Origin of the sequence: Bacillus haimaensis (genome assembly GCF_048270625.1) — a bacterium.
Taxonomy (GTDB): Bacteria; Bacillota; Bacilli; order Bacillales; family Bacillaceae_I; genus Sutcliffiella_A; species Sutcliffiella_A haimaensis.
On the sequence record NZ_CP158164.1, the window covers coordinates 1,371,362 to 1,396,142 of the forward strand.

At 43.5% G+C, this 24,781-nt stretch carries 27 protein-coding genes; 26 read left to right on the forward strand and 1 reads right to left on the reverse strand.

Annotation, left to right across the window (positions count from 1 at the left end; genetic code table 11):
• Window positions 1-7: 7 nt before the first annotated feature.
• A complete protein-coding gene (fni, locus tag ABN702_RS06930; protein WP_417899995.1) occupies window positions 8-1,057 on the forward strand; it encodes a type 2 isopentenyl-diphosphate Delta-isomerase in 1,050 nt (349 codons plus the stop codon).
• A 790-nt stretch (window positions 1,058-1,847) separates the two neighbouring features.
• Here fni and ABN702_RS06935 read toward each other — a convergent pair.
• Entirely contained in the window at window positions 1,848-1,979 is a 132-nt protein-coding gene (locus ABN702_RS06935) for a YpzI family protein (RefSeq protein ID WP_417899996.1), read from the reverse strand.
• Window positions 1,980-2,107: 128 nt separating this feature from the next.
• Between ABN702_RS06935 and ABN702_RS06940 the strand changes: the two genes are divergently transcribed.
• The 25 genes from ABN702_RS06940 to trpA all read left to right on the forward strand — a co-directional run bounded on the left by ABN702_RS06940 (window position 2,108) and on the right by trpA (window position 24,780).
• A complete protein-coding gene (locus ABN702_RS06940; RefSeq protein ID WP_417899997.1) occupies window positions 2,108-2,713 on the forward strand; it encodes a hypothetical protein in 606 nt (201 codons plus the stop codon).
• On the forward strand, window positions 2,710-3,594 hold the full coding sequence (locus tag ABN702_RS06945) for a YIEGIA family protein (protein ID WP_417899998.1): 885 nt from the start codon (window positions 2,710-2,712) through the stop codon (window positions 3,592-3,594). Before ABN702_RS06940 ends, ABN702_RS06945 begins: the two co-directional genes overlap by 4 nt.
• Before the next feature lies 1 nt (window position 3,595).
• Window positions 3,596-3,781 (forward strand): capping complex subunit for YIEGIA, encoded by a 186-nt coding sequence (locus ABN702_RS06950; RefSeq protein WP_417899999.1) that lies wholly within the window; start codon window positions 3,596-3,598, stop codon window positions 3,779-3,781.
• 245 nt (window positions 3,782-4,026) lie between these two features.
• Window positions 4,027-5,337, forward strand: coding sequence for a ribosome biogenesis GTPase Der (der, locus tag ABN702_RS06955; RefSeq protein WP_417900000.1), 1,311 nt, complete (start codon window positions 4,027-4,029; stop codon window positions 5,335-5,337).
• An 18-nt stretch (window positions 5,338-5,355) separates the two neighbouring features.
• Window positions 5,356-6,396 (forward strand): NAD(P)H-dependent glycerol-3-phosphate dehydrogenase, encoded by a 1,041-nt coding sequence (locus ABN702_RS06960; protein ID WP_417900001.1) that lies wholly within the window; start codon window positions 5,356-5,358, stop codon window positions 6,394-6,396.
• A 420-nt stretch (window positions 6,397-6,816) separates the two neighbouring features.
• Window positions 6,817-7,026: a DUF2768 domain-containing protein gene (locus ABN702_RS06965; protein ID WP_386638840.1), complete on the forward strand. Its 210-nt coding sequence runs from the start codon at window positions 6,817-6,819 to the stop codon at window positions 7,024-7,026.
• Between the two features lie 42 nt (window positions 7,027-7,068).
• Window positions 7,069-7,806, forward strand: coding sequence for a hypothetical protein (locus ABN702_RS06970; protein ID WP_417900002.1), 738 nt, complete (start codon window positions 7,069-7,071; stop codon window positions 7,804-7,806).
• Between the two features lie 232 nt (window positions 7,807-8,038).
• Entirely contained in the window at window positions 8,039-9,517 is a 1,479-nt protein-coding gene (gene spoIVA, locus ABN702_RS06975) for a stage IV sporulation protein A (protein ID WP_417900003.1), read from the forward strand.
• 360 nt (window positions 9,518-9,877) lie between these two features.
• Entirely contained in the window at window positions 9,878-10,150 is a 273-nt protein-coding gene (hbs, locus tag ABN702_RS06980) for a non-specific DNA-binding protein Hbs (protein WP_010193643.1), read from the forward strand.
• A 136-nt stretch (window positions 10,151-10,286) separates the two neighbouring features.
• The gene (gene folE, locus ABN702_RS06985; RefSeq protein ID WP_386638831.1) at window positions 10,287-10,853 is read left to right on the forward strand and encodes a GTP cyclohydrolase I FolE; all 567 of its coding nucleotides are present in this window, start codon (window positions 10,287-10,289) and stop codon (window positions 10,851-10,853) included.
• 264 nt (window positions 10,854-11,117) lie between these two features.
• A complete protein-coding gene (gene mtrB / locus ABN702_RS06990) occupies window positions 11,118-11,339 on the forward strand; it encodes a trp RNA-binding attenuation protein MtrB (protein ID WP_386638827.1) in 222 nt (73 codons plus the stop codon).
• 325 nt (window positions 11,340-11,664) lie between these two features.
• Window positions 11,665-12,495: a heptaprenyl diphosphate synthase component 1 gene (locus ABN702_RS06995; RefSeq protein ID WP_417900004.1), complete on the forward strand. Its 831-nt coding sequence runs from the start codon at window positions 11,665-11,667 to the stop codon at window positions 12,493-12,495.
• A gap of 3 nt (window positions 12,496-12,498) precedes the next feature.
• The gene (locus tag ABN702_RS07000; RefSeq protein WP_417900005.1) at window positions 12,499-13,212 is read left to right on the forward strand and encodes a demethylmenaquinone methyltransferase; all 714 of its coding nucleotides are present in this window, start codon (window positions 12,499-12,501) and stop codon (window positions 13,210-13,212) included.
• Window positions 13,213-13,230: 18 nt separating this feature from the next.
• Complete coding sequence (gene hepT / locus ABN702_RS07005; RefSeq protein WP_417900006.1) at window positions 13,231-14,193, forward strand: heptaprenyl diphosphate synthase component II; 963 nt, start codon at window positions 13,231-13,233, stop codon at window positions 14,191-14,193.
• 109 nt (window positions 14,194-14,302) lie between these two features.
• A complete protein-coding gene (ndk, locus tag ABN702_RS07010; RefSeq protein ID WP_417900007.1) occupies window positions 14,303-14,749 on the forward strand; it encodes a nucleoside-diphosphate kinase in 447 nt (148 codons plus the stop codon).
• Between the two features lie 175 nt (window positions 14,750-14,924).
• Window positions 14,925-15,710, forward strand: coding sequence for a CheR family methyltransferase (locus ABN702_RS07015; RefSeq protein WP_417900008.1), 786 nt, complete (start codon window positions 14,925-14,927; stop codon window positions 15,708-15,710).
• Window positions 15,711-15,853: 143 nt separating this feature from the next.
• Window positions 15,854-17,026, forward strand: a complete 1,173-nt coding sequence (gene aroC / locus ABN702_RS07020) for a chorismate synthase (RefSeq protein WP_417900009.1) — start codon at window positions 15,854-15,856, stop codon at window positions 17,024-17,026.
• Entirely contained in the window at window positions 17,010-18,107 is a 1,098-nt protein-coding gene (aroB, locus tag ABN702_RS07025; protein ID WP_417900010.1) for a 3-dehydroquinate synthase, read from the forward strand. Before aroC ends, aroB begins: the two co-directional genes overlap by 17 nt.
• A 12-nt stretch (window positions 18,108-18,119) precedes the next feature.
• Window positions 18,120-18,485, forward strand: a complete 366-nt coding sequence (aroH, locus tag ABN702_RS07030) for a chorismate mutase (protein ID WP_417900011.1) — start codon at window positions 18,120-18,122, stop codon at window positions 18,483-18,485.
• Between the two features lie 362 nt (window positions 18,486-18,847).
• Window positions 18,848-20,359, forward strand: a complete 1,512-nt coding sequence (gene trpE, locus ABN702_RS07035) for an anthranilate synthase component I (protein ID WP_417900012.1) — start codon at window positions 18,848-18,850, stop codon at window positions 20,357-20,359.
• A complete protein-coding gene (trpD, locus tag ABN702_RS07040; RefSeq protein WP_417900013.1) occupies window positions 20,352-21,377 on the forward strand; it encodes an anthranilate phosphoribosyltransferase in 1,026 nt (341 codons plus the stop codon). The genes trpE and trpD overlap by 8 nt, the downstream gene beginning before the upstream one ends.
• On the forward strand, window positions 21,367-22,131 hold the full coding sequence (gene trpC / locus ABN702_RS07045) for an indole-3-glycerol phosphate synthase TrpC (protein WP_417900014.1): 765 nt from the start codon (window positions 21,367-21,369) through the stop codon (window positions 22,129-22,131). Before trpD ends, trpC begins: the two co-directional genes overlap by 11 nt.
• Window positions 22,124-22,783, forward strand: coding sequence for a phosphoribosylanthranilate isomerase (locus tag ABN702_RS07050; protein ID WP_417900015.1), 660 nt, complete (start codon window positions 22,124-22,126; stop codon window positions 22,781-22,783). The genes trpC and ABN702_RS07050 overlap by 8 nt, the downstream gene beginning before the upstream one ends.
• Entirely contained in the window at window positions 22,764-23,987 is a 1,224-nt protein-coding gene (trpB, locus tag ABN702_RS07055) for a tryptophan synthase subunit beta (RefSeq protein WP_417900016.1), read from the forward strand. Before ABN702_RS07050 ends, trpB begins: the two co-directional genes overlap by 20 nt.
• Window positions 23,980-24,780, forward strand: a complete 801-nt coding sequence (trpA, locus tag ABN702_RS07060; protein WP_417900849.1) for a tryptophan synthase subunit alpha — start codon at window positions 23,980-23,982, stop codon at window positions 24,778-24,780. The genes trpB and trpA overlap by 8 nt, the downstream gene beginning before the upstream one ends.
• Window position 24,781: the final 1 nt, after the last annotated feature.

Here is a 24,781-nt window from a genome sequence, read left to right on the forward strand (position 1 = left end):
GATAACGGTGAGCAGAGCAAAAAGGAAAATGGACCATATCAAGCATGCTTTATCAACAGGTCAACTAAGACAACATGGTTTTGAGGATGTTATGTTTGTTCATCAAAGCTTGCCGAACTCCAGTGTTTCATCTGTTCAATTGAATACAAAAATAGGCGAACTTGCTTTAAGTTCGCCTATTTTTATCAATGCAATGACTGGAGGAGGCGGGGCAGAGACCCTGGAAATCAACAAAGGACTTGCTGCTGTGGCAAGGGAATGCAAGCTTGCTTTGGCAGTCGGTTCGCAAATGTCTGCAATTAAGGACATGAATGAAAGGGTAACGTATGAAATAGTACGTAAAGAAAATCCAGACGGAATCATCTTTGCAAACCTAGGAAGTGAAGCGTCAGTTGAGCAGGCGAAACAAGCCGTAGACATGCTTGCTGCTGATGCCCTTCAGATCCATTTGAATGTGATTCAGGAGCTTGTAATGCCAGAAGGGGATCGAGACTTTACTGGTGCCCTCAAAAGAATGGAGAAAATTGCTTCTTCGATTGATGTGCCAATCATTGTGAAAGAAACAGGTTTTGGCATGAGCAGAGAAACAGCTCGTAAGCTTTCGGGTGCAGGAGTATCCATTATTGATGTCGGCGGCTTCGGGGGAACTAATTTCTCCAGAATAGAGAACGAACGTCGGGAAAATCGACTTACCTTCTTTGATGACTGGGGAATTTCCACGACCTCCTCCATTGCTGAAGTGAGTCACTTTGTGCCGGAAGCAACAATCATAGGATCTGGTGGTATACAAAGTGCCCTTGATATCGCAAAAGCTATTGCACTCGGGGCATCAGCTGTCGGGATTGCAGGGTATTTCCTTCGTGTCTACTTGGATGAGGGACAGGAAGCCTTATGTCGATTGATTGCTAATGTGCATGAAGATCTTAAAATGCTCATGACTGCTGTCGGGGCTTCTACTATTGAAGATCTGCAACGCGTACCATTGGTTCTACGCGGAGAAACCTACCATTGGTTGACCCAGCGCGGCGTGGATACGAGTAGATACAGTAACCGGTAAATCCTTTTCTCGTTGCTTTATTTTTAGGCTATGTTAAACACCGCTGTTGATTTCCACAAAAGGCACAGCGACCCAAGGGGCGGTGCTGGAGCCTCCTCGGGCTTTGCCCTGCGGGGTCTCCAGCCTACCGCTTCCTCCCCTAGGAGTCTACGCCTTTTGCTCCAATCACCAGCTAGCAATCGTAAATTATCAACATTCTTCTTTAACTTAGCTTATTTAAAAGATATACAGATCAATTTATGCCTGTTGATTGCAGCGAGAGCCACAAGATCCGCCGGGTATGGTGGGAGCCATATCGGATTCGTCTGTATGGCCTCCGACTTCCCTCTATTTTCCCGCAAGAGTCAAGAATATCCGGCAACAATCAACTAAAGGGGTAACAATACTTATTTGCTAATAAGCAGAGCTTTTTATATCATTTTCGACGCTTTGGTGAAATTAATATATATGATTGATAGTTCGGATATTTCATTTATTAATGTTTATTGCAATATTGATTAGACTCTCCCCTGTTGATTGGAGTGCAAGGCATGAGACTCCTCGAAAATGCGAGCATTTTCTTCGTGCGATGTATCGCTGCCGCAGCCTTCCTTGTCCTGCGGGAGCAGCGTGTCTAGGGAGACCCCGCAGGCGCAGTAGCGCCGAGGAGGCTCCCGAGGCCTTCCTGGATAAGCGAATGCCTGGAACGGAAATCAACAGGGTGTTTAATGTATACGCCTTATTTTACCAATATAGCTACAGAGTAAAAAGCAGTGGTCCCGTTTTGGGGAACCACTGCTTTTTTAATTACTTATCTATTTCGCTCTCTTGCCTCTTCCGGACCTTCAAGCCTTGTTGCACCGGGAAATTTCAACGACTGATCACGGTCTGATTCTGTTCGCTTCTGCGCCTTCAATTTCTTCTCCTGTCTATCCTTACCCATTCCTATCACCTCAAAGAAAATTGATTGTCTGACTTATTGTTTGCTTCTTTTTAAAAAAGATACGAAGAACCGTGACTAGTTTTCTGTTTTTTTACCCATAATGTATGGTGTGATGGGAGGGAAATGGCATGGTAGTGGAAGGGTTATATTTTTATTTTCTATCTTGGGTCGGCTGGATCATTGTGACCTTCTTTTTTGCGAGGAGTCAACAAAGATTTATTTTGTCTGCACTTCTATTATTGATGATTATCGGGTCTAATACATTTATTCCGATTGTAGATTTTCAAGTAAGCATTTCTTTTATCGTTCTTGCGATTACGGCAATCATTCTGCTTGTCAATGTACTGAAGAAGCATTTTTTGCTTCATTATTTTTCCATATGTACAGTTGCACTTGCCTATGTGTGCTTTAAACTGTTTGAGATTTATGATCCGGTTTGGATTATATTCAATAGGACTTGGATGCTTTCCATCATTCTCTTGTATTTGGGATTATTGCTTTTCAAATCAAAAAGCGAGAGGTATGTTTTTCTTTTGACGGGGCTGTTGATGGGGGAACTTCTCAGTATATTTGTGCTACACTCCGTCTTTCGTTATTCCATCATAGGATCCTTTGAATTCCTGGACGTTTTGTCTTTAACGGCTTCAGGGTTATCTGTCTGGGTATTTTTTGAAACCGTCACCGTTTATTTGGATGGCTTCATACAAAAGCGTGTAAAGGAGAAACAAGGATGAATGAATACACTTACCCTATACTTTTTGGGGTTATAATAGGGCTCGCAACAAGGATATACATGCTAAAAACGGATTATAGGCAGTATCCGACTTACTTGCATGGAAAGGTTATTCACCTGTCGCTTGCTTTTATAGCGGCGGGTCTTGGTACGATTGCAGTTCCTGCTATTATGGAAGAGGAATTTGCCGCCATCACGTTCCTCGCTCTTGCAGCATCCCAGTTTCGTGATGTACGTAATATGGAAAGAAACACGCTGACGGAACTGGATGGCTATGAGCTTGTACCAAGAGGCAGTACATACATAGAGGGTATTGCCATCGCTTTTGAAGGACGAAATTATCTGGTGATCATCACTTCTTTTTTGGCTACATTAGCTTATCTTGTAGGAAACTTCTGGGTGGGGCTTGTAGTGGGTATTTCTGCGATGCTCATTTCCCATCGACTGATGACAGGGGGGCAGATCAAGGACATCGTAGAAATTGAATACGTTAAACCGCATTTCAAGGATGCCGGGCTCTATGTGGACAACATATATATCATGAATATAGGTTTGCCGGATAGGCAGAAGGAAGTCCTGCAATATGGAATGGGTTTTATTCTGACACCCAAAAATTTTAATGCAAGAAGTACCATTGCCAATCTTGGACAAAGGCAGGCAATTCTTCATGATATGTCGACCGCTCTCGGAGTCTACCGTGATTCCGGAACTCCGGCTTTGGTCCCGCTCGCCAAAAGGGATCTCAATGACGGACGAGTAGGGGTTTTTGTGCTGCCTCAGGAACAGGATCTTGAAATTGCTCTTTCGATATTGGGGCAGGTTCCTACCTTAGAGAACGCAATTAGGATGCCAGCGGAAAAAATCAAAGAGAAGGTAAAATAACATGGAAATGAAAAAATATATTTTAGCAGTCATTACCACAAACTCGTCTAAAATAGCAGGTGGCGCTCCTGTATTCACATGTGATACGAAGGAGGAAATGGAATTTGTTGCTGCAAACCTTGAAGCAATCCTGGATGGAATCGCTCATGGATTGGGTGAGGAGCTATATATCATTGTGAAGCATTAGATTTCCTGCTAGTTAGGTGTGGAAAAAGTCAGACTTCCTTATTGGAATCAATAATGTTAAACTATTCTAGTTAGACCCTTCCGGCTTTTGGAGGGTTTATTTTATTAATGTTTAACCTTTTTGTCTTATCTTTTTCACAATAGGTAAAGACTAGAGGATATGGGAAAAGCGAAAAGTAGAGTTTCTTCATCAACTTGATAGAGAATTTTTACATAAATATTTAGAAAATTGGGAGGGTGGTCAAGATGCCAAAACCAACCGTTGCGATTGTCGGAAGACCGAATGTCGGGAAGTCGACCATATTTAATCGTATTGTAGGAGAAAGAATTTCCATTGTAGAAGATATTCCTGGAGTAACTAGAGACCGAATCTATAGCTCAGGAGAATGGTTAAACCAATATTTTAATCTAATTGATACTGGTGGAATAGAAATCAGTGATGCGCCATTTATGACGCAAATTCGTGAACAGGCTGAAATCGCCATTGATGAGGCGGATGTCATCATTTTCATGACAAATGGACGCGAAGGTTTGACCACAGCGGATGAAGAGGTGGCAAAAATCCTCTACCGTTCCAAAAAGCCGGTCGTTGTAGCGGTAAATAAAGTGGATAATCCGGATATGAGAGATACATTATATGACTTTTACGCATTAGGCTTTGGAGAGCCGATTCCAATTTCAGGTTCCCATGGATTGGGACTTGGAGATCTATTGGATCTGGTTATTGCCAATTTCCCTAACAAGCAGGAGGAGGAATATGATGATGATACCATCAAGTTCTCTCTTATCGGGCGTCCGAATGTCGGGAAGTCTTCTCTTGTGAACGCCCTTTTAGGCGAAGAACGGGTTATTGTCAGTGATATTGCCGGTACTACCCGTGATGCCATTGATACACCATACAAGTATGACGGCAAGGAATACGTAATCATTGATACTGCTGGTATGAGGAAAAAAGGGAAAGTGTACGAGACTACCGAAAAGTATAGTGTATTACGTGCATTGCGTGCAATTGAACGCTCCGACGTTGTTCTAGTCGTAATAGACGGTGAAGAAGGAATCATCGAGCAGGATAAGAAAATCGCAGGCTATGCCCATGAAGCAGGTCGTGCGATCGTGATTGTAGTGAACAAGTGGGACGCTGTGGAAAAAGACGATAAGACCATGAAGGAATTTGAGCAGAAAATTAGAGATCATTTCTTATTCTTGGACTATGCTCCAATTGTTTTCCTATCTGCGAAAACGAAGAAGCGTGTGCATACGTTGATTCCTAAAATTGATCTGGCAAGTGAGAACCATGCAATGCGTGTTGTGACAACTGTCCTGAACGATGTCATCATGGATGCAGTTGCGATGAATCCTACACCTACAGATAAAGGGCAAAGATTGAAAATCTACTATGCGACTCAAGTGGCTATCAAACCGCCGACATTTGTCATCTTTGTAAATGATCCGGAATTGATGCATTTCTCATACAAGCGTTTCTTGGAAAACCGTATCCGAGATGCGTTCGGATTTGAAGGAACCCCTATTAAACTTATTGCACGTCCACGTAAGTAATGGAGAGGGAGTGAGTTCGTGAAAAAGGTAGCAGTTCTTGGTGCCGGAAGCTGGGGCACCGCCCTGGCGATGGTGTTGGCAGACAATGATCACGAAGTACGTCTTTGGGGTCATAAAAAAGAGCAGATTGATGAGATCAATACCACTCACACTAACAATAAATATTTGAAAAACATTACTCTATCAGAGGGGATTGTCGGTTACACCTCGATGGAGCAAGCTGTATCAGGTGTTGATGCCATTGTGTTGGCAGTCCCTACTAAAGCGATGAGAGAGGTATGTCAGCAGGTCAAGCAGTACCTGGACACTCCTCATCTGTTTGTGCATGTGAGTAAAGGGATTGAACCTGATACGCATCTTCGTGTCTCTGAGGTCATTGAGGAAGAGCTTCCTGAAAAAGTGAGGGAAGCGGTTGTGGTACTATCCGGCCCTAGTCATGCAGAAGAGGTAAGCTTAAGGCAGCCTACTACTGTTACAGCTGCGTCCTCCAACTTGAAAGCGGCGGAAAAGGTGCAGGACCTATTCATCAACCAACATTTCCGTGTTTATACCAACACGGATGTGGTCGGTGTGGAGATAGGCGGATCTCTGAAGAACATTATCGCCCTGGCAGCAGGTATTACCGATGGTCTCGGATATGGCGATAACGCGAAAGCCGCCCTTATTACAAGGGGGCTCGCGGAAATCGCCCGTCTGGGAAGCTGTTTGGGTGCAAATCCTTTAACCTTCCTCGGGCTGACCGGAATGGGAGATTTGATTGTAACATGTACAAGTGTGCATAGCAGAAACTGGCGTGCAGGAAATATGCTTGGTAAAGGCATGAAGCTCGATGAAGTTCTCGAAAACATGGGAATGGTAGTCGAGGGTGTCCGTACGACGAAAGCGGCCTACCAGCTGTCCCAGAAGCTGCAGGTGAAAATGCCGCTCACTTCCGCTCTTTACCACGTGCTATTCGATGGTGTGGATCCGAAAGATGCAGTGGATGAACTGATGAGCCGCAACAAAACCACCGAGCTTGATGATCTGGCCCAATTGCTTGGGGATCGCTTCTCTTCTTAAGGAAGAGGAGCTTTTTTTGTACGATTGTTCTGAAAGAATTTTTTTTGAATATGAACACCCAATTGGGCTCCCTGCATAATGTATAAAGAAGAATTGATGGGAGGGTGCTTTCGTTAATCCATACTAATCCATAATTTTTACATGCTTTATTTGCGATAAATAGGCATTTGGCGATGCATGTATGCATGGCGCAGCATATGATGTGAATGAGGATATCACTGGTTGAGCTGTGGGATTGGATTATTTAGTCTATTACATGCTTGCTGAAGTAAAACAGCCCCTTTTACTTCAGCTTTTTTTGTCCGCATTTTTGTCCGTTTTGTGACCCGTTTGCTTGGACAAGCAGGCATGGGACTGCAATTGGAGTTTTTTTCATGTTTATATTATGCTATAATGTTTGACGGAAAAGGAGAGATGAGAATGTCACCTGCATTGATGAAAATGTGGATTTCGTTTGTTGCGATGGGCTTTATGGTCATATCCGTACTGACTGTATACTTCACTAGATTTAAAGTTAAAAATAATGTAATCCGGATTATTTTGAATACAATTGCTTTTCTATTGATCATAGTTGCTGGACTTATCATCTTTTATGTTGTGTTCAGTGGGCCAGTACCTGAAAGTGCCTAAATGCACAAGTTCTATAAAATAGTGATAAAGGTGGAAAAATTTATGCCGTTAAATAAGTTCCTCCTCCTAGTAGGAATGGCAGCGATGATGATGCTGCTGACCGGTTGTTTGTATCCCCAGGACCGTTTGACGCAAAATCAGGTTCCCTATGAGGATCAGCTTGCAGCCGTTCAATCTGCGGTCAATCAATATCGCGAGGCAAGCGGTGGGCTGCTTCCGATAAAGGACAGGGATATGGAAACGCCGATCTATCAGAAGTATCCGATAGATTTCAACAAACTGTCACCAAAGTATATGCAGGATCCACCCGGAACAGCGTATGAAGCCGGAGGGGTGTACCTCTACGTATTGGTCGATGTCGAGGAGAACCCGACTGTAAAGCTGATAGACCTTAGAATATCCGAGCAGATCCGTGATCTGAATATGCGTATTTCCGTATATAAAAGCTCAAATGGCGGTTACGCGCCGGTTAAGGAAGTAATCAACGACAAAGCATTCCGTGTGGATTGGGACAAGCTGGGATACTCTGAGGAGCCGCATGCCGAAAGTCCATATTCCGGGAAAAATCTTCCCTTCATTTTAGACGAAAATGGAGAAATCAAAGTAGATTACTCCATGGATCTGTATGATTTCATGCAAAAGCATGAGCATCATGTCAAAGAGGGCGAGGATATCAGGGAGATATTGGTAGACAACTCGGTATTTGTCCCTGCATTCTCATTACCTTATACATTGGACGAAAATAAAGAGCCAGTGATTGCAAATTCCGATAATAATTAGTCATGAACCCTTTTTTAGAGAATACATTCTAAAGAAGGGTTTTTTGTTTTTCCAAGCACAAGGCCCATTGCTGATGATGCTGACAATTTTTTAATAAAAATAAAGGTGAGAGGGATTTAATTTTCTAAAAGTAGTCATATTTAATTAGGACAACATCATACACATATAGTGTCATAGATTCTATTCTTACTAGAAAATGAATATCCCAAGATAAATGTCGGGAGGGAATCACTTGGAAAAAGTAGATATTTTCAAAGATATCGCTGAACGGACTGGCGGCGATATATATTTAGGGGTCGTAGGCGCTGTTCGTACAGGGAAATCAACGTTCATCAAAAGGTTCATGGAGTTAGTGGTTCTGCCGAATATCGGTAATGAGTCGGATAAAGCTCGGGCACAAGATGAGCTTCCGCAAAGTGCAGCAGGAAAAACAATCATGACAACAGAGCCGAAGTTCGTACCTAACCAGGCGGTAAAGGTGAGGGTGGATGAAGGCCTTGATGTGAATATTCGCCTGGTTGATTGTGTCGGATATACGGTACCTGGTGCAAAAGGGTATGAAGATGAAAATGGGCCAAGAATGATTAATACCCCATGGTATGAGGAGCCGATTCCTTTCCATGAAGCGGCCGAGATCGGCACGAGAAAGGTAATTCAGGAGCATTCCACAATCGGTGTTGTCATTGCAACGGATGGTAGCATCGGTGAAATTCCACGCAGAGATTATATCGAAGCGGAGGAGCGTGTGGTGGAAGAGCTGAAGGAAGTTGGTAAGCCTTTCATCATGGTTATCAATACAGTGCAGCCGCATCATCCAGAAACGGAAGCATTAAAAAGAGAACTTTGTGAGAAGTATGATATCCCTGTCATCGCCATGAGTGTGGAGAGTATGCGGGAGTCTGATGTCTTCAATGTATTAAGGGAAGCACTATTTGAGTTCCCGGTACTGGAAGTGAACGTCAATCTTCCAAGCTGGGTGATGGTGCTGAAAGAGAACCACTGGCTGCGTGAAAGCTACCAGGAGGCTGTTAAGGATACAGTCAAGGATATTAAACGCCTCCGTGACGTTGACCGGGTTGTAGGCCAATTCAGCGAGTATGAGTTCATTGATCGTGCCGGGCTTGCGGGAATCGAAATGGGGCAGGGGATCGCCGAGATTGACCTTTATGCTCCAGATGACCTGTATGACCATATTTTAAAAGAAGTAGTAGGTGTCGAGATCAGAGGGAAGGATCACCTTCTGCAATTGATGCAGGATTTTGCCTATGCAAAGGCGGAGTATGATCAAGTTTCTGACGCTTTGAGGATGGTAAAGCAGACCGGCTATGGTATTGCCTCTCCTGCCTTGAGCGATATGAGCCTCGAGGAGCCGGAAATAATCCGTCAAGGTTCGCGTTTTGGAGTGAGACTCAAGGCGGTAGCCCCTTCCATTCATATGATCAAGGTGGATGTGGAGTCTGAGTTTGCACCAATCATCGGTACGGAAAAACAAAGTGAGGAGCTGGTGCGCTACCTCATGCAGGACTTTGAGGATGATCCGCTTTCCATCTGGAATTCAGACATCTTCGGCCGTTCCCTTAGCTCCATTGTTCGCGAAGGGATCCATGCGAAAATCTCCTTGATGCCTGAAAATGCGAGATATAAGCTGAAAGAAACGCTCGAGCGAATCATCAACGAAGGATCCGGTGGTTTAATCGCGATTATCCTATAAAAAATATGTCGAATAGGTTTAACAGCTCCCCAATGGTGGTACGTTACACAAATGGGGAGCTGTTTTTTGATTTTTGTAATGGAAATCCCTTGCGTAGTGCATTTTCATATGTTAATCTACTAACAGAAAATCTTCTCTTAATTGGCGAATAATTCCTATAAAAATCGCTTTTTTAAGAGAAATTTGTTGAAATCTAGTGATTAATGGGGTAATATAAGCCTTGTTACAAGATTTACAGCATAATGATGTATAGAATGATTGAAAACTGTGAAGAAATGTTAGTACTAGGCTTTTACTAGACCTAATCAGCATCTTGGTCTATTATAGTGATTAAACTCCCTTTGGGAGGAGGTGAATGGCATGAACAAGACAGATTTGATCAATGCAGTTGCTGAAGCTAGTGAACTTTCCAAAAAGGACGCTACTAAAGCAGTTGATGCTGTTTTCGATACAATTTTAGATGCACTTAAAAACGGTGACAAAGTTCAATTAATCGGTTTTGGTAACTTTGAAGTACGTGAGCGCGCTGCGCGTAAAGGTCGTAACCCACAAACTGGGGAAGAGATCGAAATCGCTGCTAGCAAAGTACCAGCTTTCAAACCTGGTAAAGCTTTAAAAGATGCTGTTAAATAATTAACAGCTACATATCAAATGATTGTCATCAGAAAGAGGCGCATGTGTTTGCGCCTCTTTCTTTTTGCTTTTATAAAAAAACTTATGCTAGAATCACATTATAGCTATTTGTATGATAAGTGGGAGGAAAAGAGTAATGACACAAGTAAATACAGCACAAATTGAACAAGCCGTTCGTTTAATATTAGAAGCGATTGGAGAAGATCCAAATCGCGAAGGTCTGCTTGATACACCTAAACGTGTAGCTAAAATGTATACGGAAGTTTTCTCAGGTCTGAATGAGGATCCGAAAGAACATTTTAAAACAGTATTTGGCGAAGCTCATGAAGAACTTGTTCTAGTAAAAGATATCTCCTTCTTCTCGATGTGTGAGCATCACTTGGTGCCTTTCTTCGGAAAAGCGCATGTAGCCTATATTCCTAAAGGTGGAAAGGTAACGGGATTAAGCAAGCTTGCAAGAGCGGTGGAGGCAGTTGCAAAACGTCCACAGCTACAGGAACGGATCACATCAACGATTGCGGACTCCATTGTCGAATCATTGGATCCGCATGGTGTCATGGTAGTCGTAGAGGCTGAGCATATGTGCATGACCATGCGTGGTGTGAAAAAGCCTGGCGCCCTTACGATTACTTCTGCAGTTCGTGGAGTACTTGAAAAAGATCCTGCCGCAAGAGCGGAAGTCCTGTCTTTCATTAAAGGCTAAAGAAGAATATCCTATAGTAAAAAGATAAGGCTCTTTTCGTAAAGATTGTTGCTTTAAGCATAGGGAGCTGGACTTAAGATAAAATGTGAACAATAAACACCATGTTGGTCTCCGTTCCAGGCGTTCGCTTATCCAGGAGGCTCCCATCCGTCCCCGGGAATCTTGTGTCCCTCGCTGCAATCAACGGGCTACATTTGATGGGTACATTTTATCAAATAAGCAAAAATGAATGAGAATACAGCCAAGATAATGAGGAGGGTTCGAATGAGCCAGACACATCCAAATGATTTTATCGTCATTAAAGCAAAGGAAGACGGTGTAAGTGTAATTGGACTGACACGTGGAACGGACACGCGTTTTCACCATTCCGAAAAACTCGACAAAGGTGAAGTGATGATCGCCCAATTCACCGAGCATACCTCTGCAATCAAAATAAGAGGAAAAGCACTTATCCAATCCGCTCATGGGGAGATGGACACGGAATAATAAGAAAAACAGAGGGCGCCATGTCCCCTTTGTTAGAAGCCAAGAGCAGAAGAGATTTTTCTTTCTGCTTTTCTTCTATTCTGCATCTGATTCCAACTTTACGTTTCGACTGCATAAAACAGGTTAAACTAAAAGAAAGATAGTTCATTATCGACATTATGCCTCACTAATGTGCTATAATTAGCTTTGTCTATTCAAAGAAAGTGTAAGTTGAATATTGTGAGTAATCCAGCTTGCTCCGGATTACCTGTTAAGCAAACAGCAATTCAACTGAATAAGTTAATTTTTTCTTCTCCGTAAGAAAAGGGAACAAGGGTGGTCTTTAGTGAGTAATATTCAATTACATATCTCAGAAATTAAAGAGCAGTTACATAAATTGATTACACATCCATACTTATCGAAACATATAGAATATCCCGTTATTGATGAGGATAAGCTTCTCCTCCTCTATTCGGCCTTGGAATCCATCCCATTACCAGTTGAGAAAAAGGAGAAATACATCCTTTCCACCATGCTGGTGCAAATCGCCCTTGATACCCACGACTTGGTAACAAATGCAAAAATGGACCACTTGAAAACGGATACCGCAAAAATCAGGCAGCTCACTGTACTCGCAGGGGACTATTACAGCGGCCTTCACTATCAATTGCTGGCTAAAGTGGACGATATCACCATGATCAAACTCCTTGCGAACTCGATTAAACAAATTAATGAACATAAAATCGCGTATTACCAAAAAGAGTTTGATGGAATGGAAATGTTGATGGATAGTCTCGCAAAAATTGAGTCATCCCTCATTCAATCCGTTTCCCAGTATTTTTCCGATGCTATGTTCAAGGAACTGAGCGTCAATTTTCTTTTATTAAAGCGCTTAATCGCGGAGCGCAAAAATTACTGCATGGAAAAGTCCTCTCATTTTTTTGATATGATGAAAAGAATAGCTTTTTCCAAGAGTCAACTTGAAAAATCAGATACATCGAAAGAACAGGAAACCTATATTCTTTATCTGATAGACCGTTATATTGAACATGTAAAGAAAACGATCGATCAACTGGCAGGATCCATCCCGAACATGAATCTCCTTTTAAAAAATCGGATCCAGGAGTTGTTTTATGAGGTACCGTTTTCAACAAAAAAGTTTGTGGAAGAAGGGTAAACAATGCAGCATCCATCAAAAGAGGAAAGAGTGCATGGAGTTTTTGAAAAAATCTATAAAAACTATGATAAGATGAATTCCGTCATCAGCTTTCAGCGTCATGTTGCATGGCGAAAAGATACCATGAAAAAAATGGACGTCCAAAAAGGGGCAACTGCCTTGGATGTTTGCTGTGGTACTGGGGACTGGACCATTTCCATGGCTGAAGCAGTAGGAAGCACCGGAAAGGTAATTGGACTGGACTTCAGTGAAAACATGCTTTCGATCGGTAAAGAAAAGGTCAAGAACCTTTCCCTCCAAAACATTGAACTCATTCACGGAAATGCGATGGCACTTCCTTTCGAAGATAACACCTTTGATTATGTGACAATCGGATTTGGTCTTCGGAATGTTCCGGATTATTTCCAAGTGCTGAAGGAAATGTACCGAGTGGTGAAGCCTGGAGGAAAAGTGGTCTGTTTGGAGACCTCCCAGCCGACCCTTATCGGCTTTAGGCAAATGTACTTCCTATACTTCCAATATGTCATGCCGATGCTTGGTAAGATCTTTGCAAAAAGCTATAATGAATATGCTTGGCTTCATGAATCTGCAAAGGATTTCCCCGGGATGAAGGAATTAAAAGCAATGTATGAAAAAGTAGGTTTCCAGCCTGTACAAGTTAAGGCTTATACTGGTGGAGTTGCTGCCATGCATTTAGGAGTTAAACCTAGAAAATAGTTTGTAAAGGTGACCTACATGAAATTAAAGATGATGTATTCCTTTTTAAATAGCGATTTGCAAATAATAGAGAATGAATTGGAAGAGACGATTCAGACAGAACGTGCCCTGCTTCAGGAAGCATCCCTCCATCTGTTGCAGGCAGGCGGTAAAAGGATCAGACCTGTTTTTGTCCTGTTAGCCGGTAAGTTTGGTCAATATGACATTCATAAAATCAAATACGTTGCCGTTGCACTCGAGCTCATTCATATGGCCTCGCTTGTTCACGACGATGTGATTGACGATGCAGAACTGAGACGCGGAAAGCCGACGATCAAGGCCAAATGGGATAACAGGATTGCCATGTATACAGGAGACTATATATTTGCAAGATCGCTGGAATTGATGACGATGGTGGAAAATATTGAAGCGCATCAGATTCTCTCCAATACCATTGTAGAACTGAGTAAAGGCGAAATTGAACAGATTCGGGACAAATATAACTATGACCAGAACCTGAGGGTTTATCTGCGAAGAATCAAACGGAAAACGGCACTTCTTATCGCTGCAAGCTGTCAGCTTGGTGCCGTATCGGCGAACGCCCCTTCCCAGATACATAAAAGCCTGTTCTGGTTCGGCTATTATGTTGGAATGTCTTTTCAGATTACAGACGATATACTGGACTTCACCGGTACAGAAGAGCAATTGGGAAAACCTGCAGGAGGGGACCTCTGGCAGGGGAATATCACGTTGCCGGTTCTTTATGCCATGGAAGATTTCGAGTTGAACCGCAAGATCAGAACAATCAACGAAAACAGCACGAAAGAGGAAATACAGGGCATCATAGATTCTATAAAAAAATCGGATGCCATCGAGAGGTCATTTCAGTTAAGCGATCGTTATTTGAATAAAGCTTTTAAAGAGCTGGAAAAACTTCCGAACGGAATTGCCAAACGCACATTCAATAATGTTGCCAAATTTATCGGAAAACGAAAATATTAAGACAATTCCCCATTTTTTGAGTTGCGTAACATGTGGAACCATGTTATATTTTTGTAGGTTAGGGCTTTTCCTAACCTTACATATTCTTTAATGGGGTGGAGAAATTATTATGGAAAAAACATTCTTAATGGTAAAACCTGATGGTGTACAACGTAACCTTATTGGGGAAATCGTTTCTCGTTTCGAAAAAAAGGGATACCAACTAGTTGGAGCAAAATTAATGCAAATCCCTGCTGAATTGGCAGAAGAGCATTATGGTGAACATAAAGAGCGTCCTTTCTTTGGAGAATTGGTAGACTTCATCACTTCTGGTCCTGTATTTGCGATGGTATGGCAAGGGGAGAACGTGATTGCTACAGCTCGTCAAATGATGGGTGCAACAAACCCTAAAGATGCAGCACCTGGGACAATCCGCGGTGAGTATGCTGCAATCGTAGGAAAGAACATCATTCACGGTTCTGATTCACCTGAAAGCGCAGAACGCGAAATCGGTCTTTTCTTTAAAGGCGAAGGTTTAGTAGAATACAATAAAGATGTAAACAACTGGGTTTATTAATTTTTTGTAAACGCTTAATCTTTAGATGAAGCATTTCCAATAAGCCACAAAATCGTGTTGAACTACATGATTTTGTGGCTTTTTGTTTTTTGTTGTTGCAGTATTGAAAATATATCCGCCTCCAGCCGATAGTTCTAATATATACTTTAAATAGATAAACAGAGATAGAAAGTAGATGACAAGGTTGATAAGGGACGACTATGAAACGTTTATAAGGAATATAAATAAGAAAACAGGAATTGATCTTTCATTATATAAAGAAGCCCAAATGAAAAGAAGGTTGACTTCCCTGTATGAAAAGAAGGGTTATTCTAGTTTCATGGATTATTTCAGGCAGTTGGATAACAACCAGGACGAAATGTACGAATTTCTTGATAGAATGACCATCAATGTTTCTGAGTTTTACCGGAACTATAAACGCTGGGAGATACTCGAGAAGACGATCCTGACCCCAATGCTTGAGCGGGAGAACCAGTTGAAGGTATGGAGCGCCGCATGCTCGACAGGGGAGGAACCGTATACCTTGGCCATGCTGCTCTCGAAATTCCGCCCGTTGTCACGGATAAAAATAACTGCCACTGATATTGATGATAATGCCATTGCAAGGGCAAAGCTTGCAACCTATCAGGAAAGGTCCTTGCAGGAGGCCCCTGAAGAGATGAAAAAACGCTTTTTCATTAAAGATGGCAACTTCTATAAAGTGAAGGACGAAATCAAGCAAACGGTGACGTTCAAGAAGCAAAACCTGCTTGCAGATCCTTTCGATGCAAATCACGATTTAATCGTTTGCCGGAATGTCCTGATCTATTTTACGGAAGAGGCGAAAGCCCATCTGTATCATAAATTCAGCAGCGCGCTGGAAAAAGGAGGCATTCTATTCGTCGGCAGCACCGAACAGATATTTCAGCCTGCCCAATATGGATTCGAAGTGGTGGATACATTTTTTTATAAGAAGATTTGAGGAATCTGTCCGTGTGGATGGGTTCTTTTTTCTGTTGCTTTTTTTTTATACCACTCTAGGCTAAACTTATGGTATAGTATTACATAAATTATTAACACTTAGATGCTTAAAAGCTTTAAAGGGATAAAGGAGATGCTGAAACGATGAGATATTTGACTGCAGGAGAATCACACGGACCACAGCTCACAACCATTCTAGAAGGAATTCCGGCCGGGCTTCCATTGACTGCCGAGGACATCAATGATGACCTTGCGAGAAGACAGAAGGGGCATGGACGTGGCAGAAGAATGCAAATTGAAAAGGATACCGTCGAGATATTGAGCGGGGTGCGTCATGGATATACATTAGGGTCTCCGATTACACTTGTTGTGGAAAACAATGATTGGAAGCACTGGACAAAGATAATGGGGATCGAACCGATCTCAGAGGAAGACCAGGAGGAAGTGAAGCGTAAAATCACCCGTCCTAGACCGGGTCACGCAGACTTGAACGGTGCAATCAAATACGGACACCGTGATATGAGAAATGTGCTTGAGCGTTCTTCTGCAAGGGAAACTACCGTGCGTGTGGCTGCAGGTGCCGTAGCGAGAAAGTTCCTCTCTGAGCTTGGAATTACGGTTGCAGGGCATGTAACAGAAATCGGTGGTGTGAAGGCAAATCCTCCATCCATTAACAGTCTCCAGGAATTAAAAAGTACAACAGAAGCATCTCCGGTTCGCTGTTTCGATAAAAAAGTGGAACAGGAGATGATGGACGCCATTGATACTGCCAAGCAGAATGGGGATTCGATTGGTGGAGTAGTGGAAGTCATCGTGGAAGGAATGCCATCTGGTGTGGGAAGCTATGTGCATTATGACCGGAAGCTGGATGCAAAACTTGCAGCAGCTGTCATGAGTATCAATGCTTTCAAAGGAGTGGAGTTTGGCGTCGGTTTTGAAGCGGCACGCTTGCCGGGCAGCAAGGTCCATGATGAAATCGCCTGGAGTGAAGAGCAAGGCTACTACAGACTGTCCAATAATCTTGGCGGCTTTGAAGGCGGCATGACAACTGGGATGCCGATTGTTGTACGTGGAGTGATGAAGCCGATTCCGACTTTATATAAACCGCTTCAAAGTGTCGATATCGAAACGAAAGAGCCGTTCCAAGCTAGTATCGAGCGTTCTGACAGTTGTGCAGTTCCGGCAGCGAGTGTCGTAGCGGAGGCAGTTGTAGCCTGGGAGGTTGCATCCGCTTTGGTTGAGCAGTTTGGGCAGGACCGTTTGGACCTGATCAAGGAAAATGTCCAAAGGATGCGAGAGCATGCAGCAGAATTCTAAGCTTAGTGAAGTGAAGGTGAAAACCGAATCGAAGGAGTATTCGGTGCATATCGGGCATGGAGCTTCCAAGCTGCTTCCTGATATACTTGGAAAATTCAATAGGGCACCAAAAACCATCCTCATCATCACCGATGACCTAGTAGCAAAACTGTATCTCGATAAAATCGAAGCTGCAATAGATCAGTTATACACCGTTCACCATTTCATTCTGGAAAATGGGGAAAGCTCGAAGTCTTTTCAGAACTATTATGATATCCAATCCTTCGCGCTCGAAAAAGGCCTGGACCGGAATTCGGTTGTGATCGCATTGGGTGGTGGAGTAGTTGGGGATATCGCAGGGTTTGTAGCGTCCACTTATATGAGGGGAATAAAGTTCATCCAGATTCCGACCACTCTTCTGGCACATGATAGTGCAGTAGGCGGAAAAGTGGCCATCAATCATCCACTAGGAAAAAATATGATTGGTTCCTTTTATCAGCCGGAAGCTGTCCTATACGATACAAGCTTTTTGAGTACACTGCCTGAGAGCGAATTGCGTTCTGGGTTTGCTGAGGTTGTAAAGCATGCGCTTATATGGGATAAGGGATTTTACGAGTGGATCAAGGATAATATTACGTCTCTTGACGCGCTTGATGAGGTACGCTTGATGTTCTGTATTGAAAAAGGAATTCAGACGAAGGCGGAAGTGGTTTCTTCGGACGAAACCGAGCAAGGATTAAGGGCAATCCTGAACTATGGGCATACACTTGGACATGCATTGGAGGCCGCTTACGGATATGGGGAAATCACGCATGGAGACGGTGTGGCTCTCGGTATGCTTTTTGCAACGGAACTGAGCGAGGAGCTTGTATCTTCACTTGACCTGTCGAAAGAATTGCGCAGGCTTTGGATACAGTACGGTTTTCCAAGCGAGATCAAAACCAACATCCATCCAGGAGACATATTAAATTGGATGAAAAAAGATAAAAAGTCGAAAGCCGGTCATATACATATGGTATTGATGCAAGAAGTGGGAAAAGTCCAACTTGATTCAGTACCTGATGATGTAATTATGAAAAAATTAGAATCGTTCTATAAATAAAGGGGGAATACAGTGATTAGAGGAGTACGGGGAGCAACCACCATCAATCAGAACACCGAACAGGAAATTATCCAAAAGACAGAAGAGCTTTTGTTAAAAATGATTCACGCTAACAACATCGTTGCTGAAAATGTGGCACAAGTATTGATTTCTGTCACGAATGATATCACCGCTTGTTTCCCTGCAAAAGCGTTGCGTAACCTGAAAGGGTGGGATTATGTTCCGGTCATGTGTACAAAAGAGATCGCCGTACCGGACTCTTTGCCATCCTGTATAAGAGTGATGATGACAGTGAATACAGAGGTTGCACAAAAAGATGTGAAACACATTTATCTCCATGCGGCACAAAGCCTCAGACCGGATTTATCCAAAACATGATGGTTGACAATCAGGAAAGTTCTATCATATAGTACTACCAAGGAAACAAATTGTTAGAGTTTTCTGAGCCTAGATTAGTGAGTTAGAGACGAGAGCAAGAACGAGAGTAAGTGAGTGGCATGAAAGCCTTATAGTAGGGCTATAATGGCCAATAGCAGCCAAGGCGTAGAAGCCGGCACAGATTAGTAATAGACGAGTTGAGATGAGAATAGCTGAGAATGAGTTGAGTTTAGCTGAGGTTAGAATGTATTGTATTAAATCTACCCAAAGACTATCCTCGTCTTTGGGTTTTTAATTTTTCCTCATTCCGAATTCACCTCTTATATAGCTCATTCTCCATTTCTAAGATGGAGGAGAAAGTTATGCACACAAATGAGTTTGCCGAGTTTATGGATGCGAGCAGACAACACAAAACCATTCCCATTATTGAAACATTTTTTGGAGACACGATTACACCTGTCTCTGTTTTCCAGTCACTGAGAGAAGAGGCTGTCTATCTCCTGGAGAGCAAGGAGCCTAATTCCGACTGGTCCAGATATTCCTATATAGGACTTCACCCGTTTATGAAGATTAGAGGGAACGATTCGGCCATTACTTTGGAGGATCAACATAGCATAATCTATTCAGCCGATAGCCTGAAAGATGTTGTAGAATTTGCAAATGAAAGATTGCAAGTGAAAAAGGTAGAGAAAAGCCTAGGGTTCACTGGCGGCGCTGTCGGTTATTTAAGCTATGATTTCATATCGACACTGGATAAGGTCCCGATGCACCATGCCTATAAAGGGGAGGATACGGTCCATCTCCTATACTGTGAAACAATCATTGTCATCGACCATAAGCAGAATGAAATTCATTTTATCCACTATGTAAGATTAAAAGGAAACGAGACGGAAAAAGAGTTAGTTTTCAAATATGAACAAGCCAAGCAAAGCCTCCATGGCTGTGCCACACGTATAAGAAACCGGGAGAACCATGATAATCTTCTTGAATCCAAGCTCGATAACGATTCATTGGACGTGCGCTCAAATTATACAAAAGAAGATTTTCTGAAGCATGTAGACCGGATAAAAGATTACATTTCTGCCGGTGATGTCTTTCAATGTGTATTATCCCAGCGCTTCGAAATGGAAGCGGACCTGGATGGTTTTGACGTTTACAGGGTGCTGAGAAAGCAAAATCCATCGCCATATCTGTTTTATTTGAAATATGAGGACATGGAGCTAATCGGGAGTTCACCTGAACGGCTTATTCAAATCCAGGATAACCAATTGGAAATCCATCCGATAGCCGGGACAAGAAAACGAGGCGGTGACCCCGATCACGATAGGCAGCTTGCAGAAGATCTCATGCAGGATGAGAAGGAACAGGCGGAGCATTTCATGCTGGTCGATCTTGCGAGAAATGATATCGGGCGTGTCGCGAAATACGGATCAGTTCATACCCCAAAAGTAAAGGAGCTTGTCTATTTCTCAAGGGTGATGCATCTGATCAGTGTGGTGAGAGGGGAGCTTTCCCCAGCATATACACCGGTAGAGGCGCTGCTTGCTTCATTCCCTGCAGGTACGGTATCGGGAGCTCCTAAGGTAAGGGCGATGCAGATCTTACAGGAGCTGGAGGCTACTCAAAGAAACACCTATGCGGGAGCTATCTGCTATATCGGCTTTGATGGGAATGTGGATTCATGCATCACTATCCGGACCATTCAAAAGAAAGATGATACATTCTATGTCCAGGCAGGTGCTGGTATCGTGGCGGATTCCGTTCCGGAGCTGGAATGGGAAGAAACGAGAAACAAAGCGTCCGCTCTTATTGAAACCGTTCAGCTAGCCAACAAGCTATTCAAAAATGAGACTGGGGGGTCCATTCATGTTTAAGAATTACCTTTCCTTAATAATCAATGGACAGAACCTTTCCATCAAGGAAGCGGAGAAAGCGATGGATTTGATGATGAAGGGGCAGGCGACATCCAGTCAGATCGCAAGCTTCATTTCCATTCTCACGTTTAGAGGGGAAACGGTCGAGGAGATGATCGGATTTACCAAAGCGATGAGGCAGCACATGAAGGAGATTCCGTATGAGCATCCCCACCTCATTGATACATGCGGGACAGGAGGGGATGGTGCCTCCACCTTCAATATAAGCACAGCATCTGCGATTGTTGCAGCAAGCGGTGGAGCGAAAGTCGCAAAGCATGGTAACAGGGCGGTCTCTTCATTGAGCGGCAGTGCCGACGTCCTGGAGCAGCTTCAACTGCCGGTCCAGCAGTCGCTGGAGGAGGCAAAAGAAACCCTGAAAGTGAAGGGCATGAGCTTCCTTTTTGCACCTATTTACCATGAAGCGATGAAGCATGCGGTTGCCCCCCGTAAGGAAATAGGCTTCCGTACCATTTTTAATCTGCTTGGTCCTTTGGCCAATCCAGTTCGCTGCAAACAGCAGGTAATCGGGGTGTTTTCCAGTGAATATGCAGAAAAGATGGCAGAGGTATTGAATTATCTTGGGTCAAAACATGTTCTGATTGTCGCTGGAAGTGATGGGTTGGATGAAATCACCATTACAGGTCAAACAAAAATAGTGGAAGTGAAGGATGGGAAGATTTCTTCCTATATGATCTTCCCAGAGGATTTTGGCATGACAAGAGGGCATCTAAAAGATATACAAGTAACGACCTCTATGCAAAGTGCACAGCTGATCAAGCAGATTTTCCAGAACAAGGCTTCTGATAGTGCGAAGAATATTGTTGCATTGAACGCAGGCGCAGCCCTATATGTATCAGGTATCTGCAACTCCTTGGAGAACGGTGTCCGTCAAGCCATCCACCTCATTGAGTCAAAAACTGCCTATCAGATGCTTTTGGATCTGCAAAAGGAAGGAGTAAGCGAACATGTTAACTAAAATTGTGGAGACGAAGAAAAAAGAGGTAAGTGCGCTGACTCTGCCTTCCCAGGTATTGGTAAGAAAACATTCCTTTTATGAGGCAATAAAAAACCCCAATCGTCAGGTCGGCTTGATTGCGGAAATGAAAAAAGCCTCTCCCTCCAAAGGGATATTGAAAGAAAGCTTTGCTCCAATAGATATAGGTGCACATTACGAAAAGGTGGGAGTGGATGCGATTTCGGTCCTTACCGATCAGCAATATTTCAAAGGGTCGAAGCATGACCTCATGATGGTAAAAGAAACGACAAGTCTGCCGGTTCTGCGAAAGGATTTCATCATTGATTCGCTACAGGTGCAGGAGAGTGTCCGTATCGGCGCGGATGCCATTCTTTTGATAGCTGAGATTCTGACGGATGAAAAGTTATACCAACTCTATCAGGAAGCGGTTGAATCAGGACTTGATGTACTTGTGGAGGTTCATAGCCTTGAAAGATTATCGCAGCTTCTTCAAACCTTCACACCTGCGATCATAGGAGTGAACAACCGAAACTTGAAATCCTTTGAAACGGATATAGAGTCGACAAGGAAGCTCGCAAGCTATATTCCTAGCTCCTCGCTATTGGTAAGCGAAAGCGGCATCCTGACCCACGAGGATCTAACAAAGGTCCAGAAATACGGAGCGAATGCTGTTCTGGTAGGAGAGGCATTTATGAAGGACATTTCTCCAAGCATTGGTGTCAAGCGCTTATTTGGAGAACTGGAGCATGCCTGATGTATCTATCAAGTATTGCGGCAATAAAACGCTGCAGGACTATCAGATTACCAGCAGATCAGGAGCGGAATATCTTGGCTTTGTATTTGCAGAAAGCAAACGGCAGGTTCAGGTCGAAGAGGTTTCATCTTGGATTGCACAAGAGAAATCACCATCAAAAAAATTGGTTGGCGTTTTTGTTAATCAATCTATTGATGAAATTATATATGCGGTGGATACGCTGAAACTTGACGTGGTTCAATTGCACGGGGATGAAAGCCCAGAATACATTCAAGTCCTTTTTTCTAACACAAATGCAGAGATTTGGAAGGCCATGCACCACGAGAATGATGAGAGCCTTCAAAACCTCGAAGTCTATCAGGAGCTTGTCGAAGGCTTTGTCATTGATAAAAAAGTGGGAAATGCATATGGAGGTACAGGGGAAAGCTTCGACTGGAGCTTCCTTCCACGATATATAAGTAAGGCGAGATCGATGAAGAAACGGTGTTTTATTGCAGGTGGAATAATGATGAAGAATCTTGCTGAACTATTAAGCTATCAACCGGATGGAATAGACATATCAAGCGGGATAGAGACCGATTTTATAAAAGACGGTGAAAAAATACAAGCCGTAGAGAGAAGGGTGAACGAGTATGGCACAATCAGAAACTAGAACAAGTACCCCGGAAAGCTTTGGAAGATTTGGAGAATTCGGTGGCAAATATGTCCCAGAGACCCTGATGGTTCCCCTCGAGGAGTTGGAGGCCGGTCTGCAGGAGGCGCTTCAGGACGAAAAGTTCCTGCAAGAGTACCAATATTTTTTAAAGGAATACTCCGGCAGGCCTACCACGCTGACTCTAGCAGGTAACCTTTCGGAAAGGCTTGGCGGAGCAAAAATCTATTTGAAAAGAGAAGATCTGAACCATACTGGCGCCCATAAGATCAATAATGCAATCGGTCAGGCGCTCCTGGCAAAACGATTAGGAAAGAAAAAGATTATAGCAGAGACCGGAGCCGGCCAGCATGGGGTGGCCGCAGCCACTGTGGCGGCAAAGTTCGGAATGGAATGTAAGGTTTTCATGGGAGAGGAAGACATCGAACGCCAATCGCTTAACGTGTTCCGGATGAAACTGCTCGGTGCAGAGGTGATACCGGCTACAAGCGGCAACAAAACACTGAAAGATGCGACCAACGAAGCAATACGATACTGGGTGCAGCATTGTGAGGACCATTTTTACATGATTGGATCTGTTGTCGGCCCACATCCTTATCCATACATGGTGAGGGAGTTCCAGAAAGTGATCGGTGAGGAAGCCAGACGCCAGTTCCTTGAAAGGGAAGGCCGCCTGCCGGATAAAGTGATCGCATGTGTCGGAGGAGGTTCCAATGCGATTGGTATGTTTGCGCCATTTATCGAGGATGATGTCAAGCTTATCGGAGTGGAGGCAGCTGGAAAGGGGATAGACACACCATTGCATGCCGCAACACTTTCCAAAGGTACAAAAGGAGTTATCCACGGATCGCTGACATATCTTCTCCAGGATGAAAACGGCCAGATTACAGAACCATATTCCATTTCGGCAGGTTTGGACTATCCAGGTATCGGCCCTGAACATGCGTACCTGAAAGAGACAAAGAAGGTCGAATACAAAAGTGTGACGGATGAGGAAGCGCTGCTTGCCCTTGACCTTTTGGCGAAGGAAGAAGGGATCATTCCGGCTATCGAATCCGCGCATGCGCTTTCCATCGCATTTGCAGAGGCCGAAAAGATGTCAAGTGAGGAATCCATCCTCGTATGCCTATCCGGCAGAGGGGATAAAGATGTAGGAACACTGATGAAGCGAATGGAGGGAGAAGATCATGACCACAATGTATAAGGAGCGGCTGCCAAAACATGAGAAATTATTTATACCGTTCATCATGGCAGGGGATCCAACCCCCGAGTTGACGGTTAAGCTTGCATTGCTGCTAGAAAAAGTGGGTGCCTCTGTTCTGGAACTCGGTGTCCCATATTCAGATCCTTTGGCGGACGGACCGGTCATACAGCGTGCTTCCAAACGAGCGCTTGAGCATAAAATGACCATCATGAAAGCGATGGGACTGGCTGGGGAAATGAGAAAGAGAGGTCTGAAAATACCGATTATTCTCTTTACGTACTATAATCCTGTGTTACAATTAGGGGAAGAATCCTTTTTCGCTTTAGCGAAGGAAAATCAGGTAGACGGACTTCTCATACCAGATCTTCCTTTTGAAGAAAGCGAAGCAATCAGACAATCATGTAAGGAGAATGAACTAACTTACATCTCCTTGGTGGCACCGACCTCCAAGAAGAGGGTAGAAGCCATATCAAAGTCTGCAGAAGGCTTTCTCTACTGTATTTCTTCCCTTGGAGTGACAGGTGTCAGGAATGATTTTTCCGAGCAGCTCTATTCCTTTTTGGAAGAGGTGCAGGAGCTGAGTTCCGTTCCTGCTGCCGTAGGATTCGGGATTTCGAGTAGCAAGCAGATCGAAACCTTAAAGGATTATTGCGATGGCTTTGTTGTCGGAAGCGCCTTGATTCAGATGATAGAAAACGCAGAATCAGCTTTTAAAGTTGATGAAGAAAAAACCCTAGATGAACTTAAACAGCAAATAGAAGAACTAATTTCTCCGCTTTTAGCAGAAAGGTGAT

Excerpts from the sequence above, each read along its gene's own strand:
- aroB (WP_417900010.1), top strand. The coding sequence starts at position 17,010 with ATGCAGCAGAATTCTAAGCTTAGTGAAGTGAAGGTGAAAACCGAATCG.
- ABN702_RS07050 (WP_417900015.1), top strand. The coding sequence starts at position 22,124 with ATGCCTGATGTATCTATCAAGTATTGCGGCAATAAAACGCTGCAGGAC.
- trpB (WP_417900016.1), top strand. The coding sequence starts at position 22,764 with ATGGCACAATCAGAAACTAGAACAAGTACCCCGGAAAGCTTTGGAAGA.
- ABN702_RS06940 (WP_417899997.1), top strand. The coding sequence starts at position 2,108 with ATGGTAGTGGAAGGGTTATATTTTTATTTTCTATCTTGGGTCGGCTGG.
- ABN702_RS06950 (WP_417899999.1), top strand. The coding sequence starts at position 3,596 with ATGGAAATGAAAAAATATATTTTAGCAGTCATTACCACAAACTCGTCT.
- folE (WP_386638831.1), top strand. The coding sequence starts at position 10,287 with ATGACACAAGTAAATACAGCACAAATTGAACAAGCCGTTCGTTTAATA.
- ABN702_RS06965 (WP_386638840.1), top strand. The coding sequence starts at position 6,817 with ATGTCACCTGCATTGATGAAAATGTGGATTTCGTTTGTTGCGATGGGC.
- trpE (WP_417900012.1), top strand. The coding sequence starts at position 18,848 with ATGCACACAAATGAGTTTGCCGAGTTTATGGATGCGAGCAGACAACAC.
- ABN702_RS06945 (WP_417899998.1), top strand. The coding sequence starts at position 2,710 with ATGAATGAATACACTTACCCTATACTTTTTGGGGTTATAATAGGGCTC.
- hepT (WP_417900006.1), top strand. The coding sequence starts at position 13,231 with ATGAAATTAAAGATGATGTATTCCTTTTTAAATAGCGATTTGCAAATA.
- ndk (WP_417900007.1), top strand. The coding sequence starts at position 14,303 with ATGGAAAAAACATTCTTAATGGTAAAACCTGATGGTGTACAACGTAAC.
- mtrB (WP_386638827.1), top strand. The coding sequence starts at position 11,118 with ATGAGCCAGACACATCCAAATGATTTTATCGTCATTAAAGCAAAGGAA.
- aroC (WP_417900009.1), top strand. The coding sequence starts at position 15,854 with ATGAGATATTTGACTGCAGGAGAATCACACGGACCACAGCTCACAACC.
- hbs (WP_010193643.1), top strand. The coding sequence starts at position 9,878 with ATGAACAAGACAGATTTGATCAATGCAGTTGCTGAAGCTAGTGAACTT.
- ABN702_RS07000 (WP_417900005.1), top strand. The coding sequence starts at position 12,499 with ATGCAGCATCCATCAAAAGAGGAAAGAGTGCATGGAGTTTTTGAAAAA.
- trpA (WP_417900849.1), top strand. The coding sequence starts at position 23,980 with ATGTATAAGGAGCGGCTGCCAAAACATGAGAAATTATTTATACCGTTC.
- trpD (WP_417900013.1), top strand. The coding sequence starts at position 20,352 with ATGTTTAAGAATTACCTTTCCTTAATAATCAATGGACAGAACCTTTCC.
- ABN702_RS07015 (WP_417900008.1), top strand. The coding sequence starts at position 14,925 with ATGACAAGGTTGATAAGGGACGACTATGAAACGTTTATAAGGAATATA.
- ABN702_RS06935 (WP_417899996.1), bottom strand. The coding sequence starts at position 1,979 with ATGGGTAAGGATAGACAGGAGAAGAAATTGAAGGCGCAGAAGCGAACA.
- trpC (WP_417900014.1), top strand. The coding sequence starts at position 21,367 with ATGTTAACTAAAATTGTGGAGACGAAGAAAAAAGAGGTAAGTGCGCTG.
- ABN702_RS06970 (WP_417900002.1), top strand. The coding sequence starts at position 7,069 with ATGCCGTTAAATAAGTTCCTCCTCCTAGTAGGAATGGCAGCGATGATG.
- der (WP_417900000.1), top strand. The coding sequence starts at position 4,027 with ATGCCAAAACCAACCGTTGCGATTGTCGGAAGACCGAATGTCGGGAAG.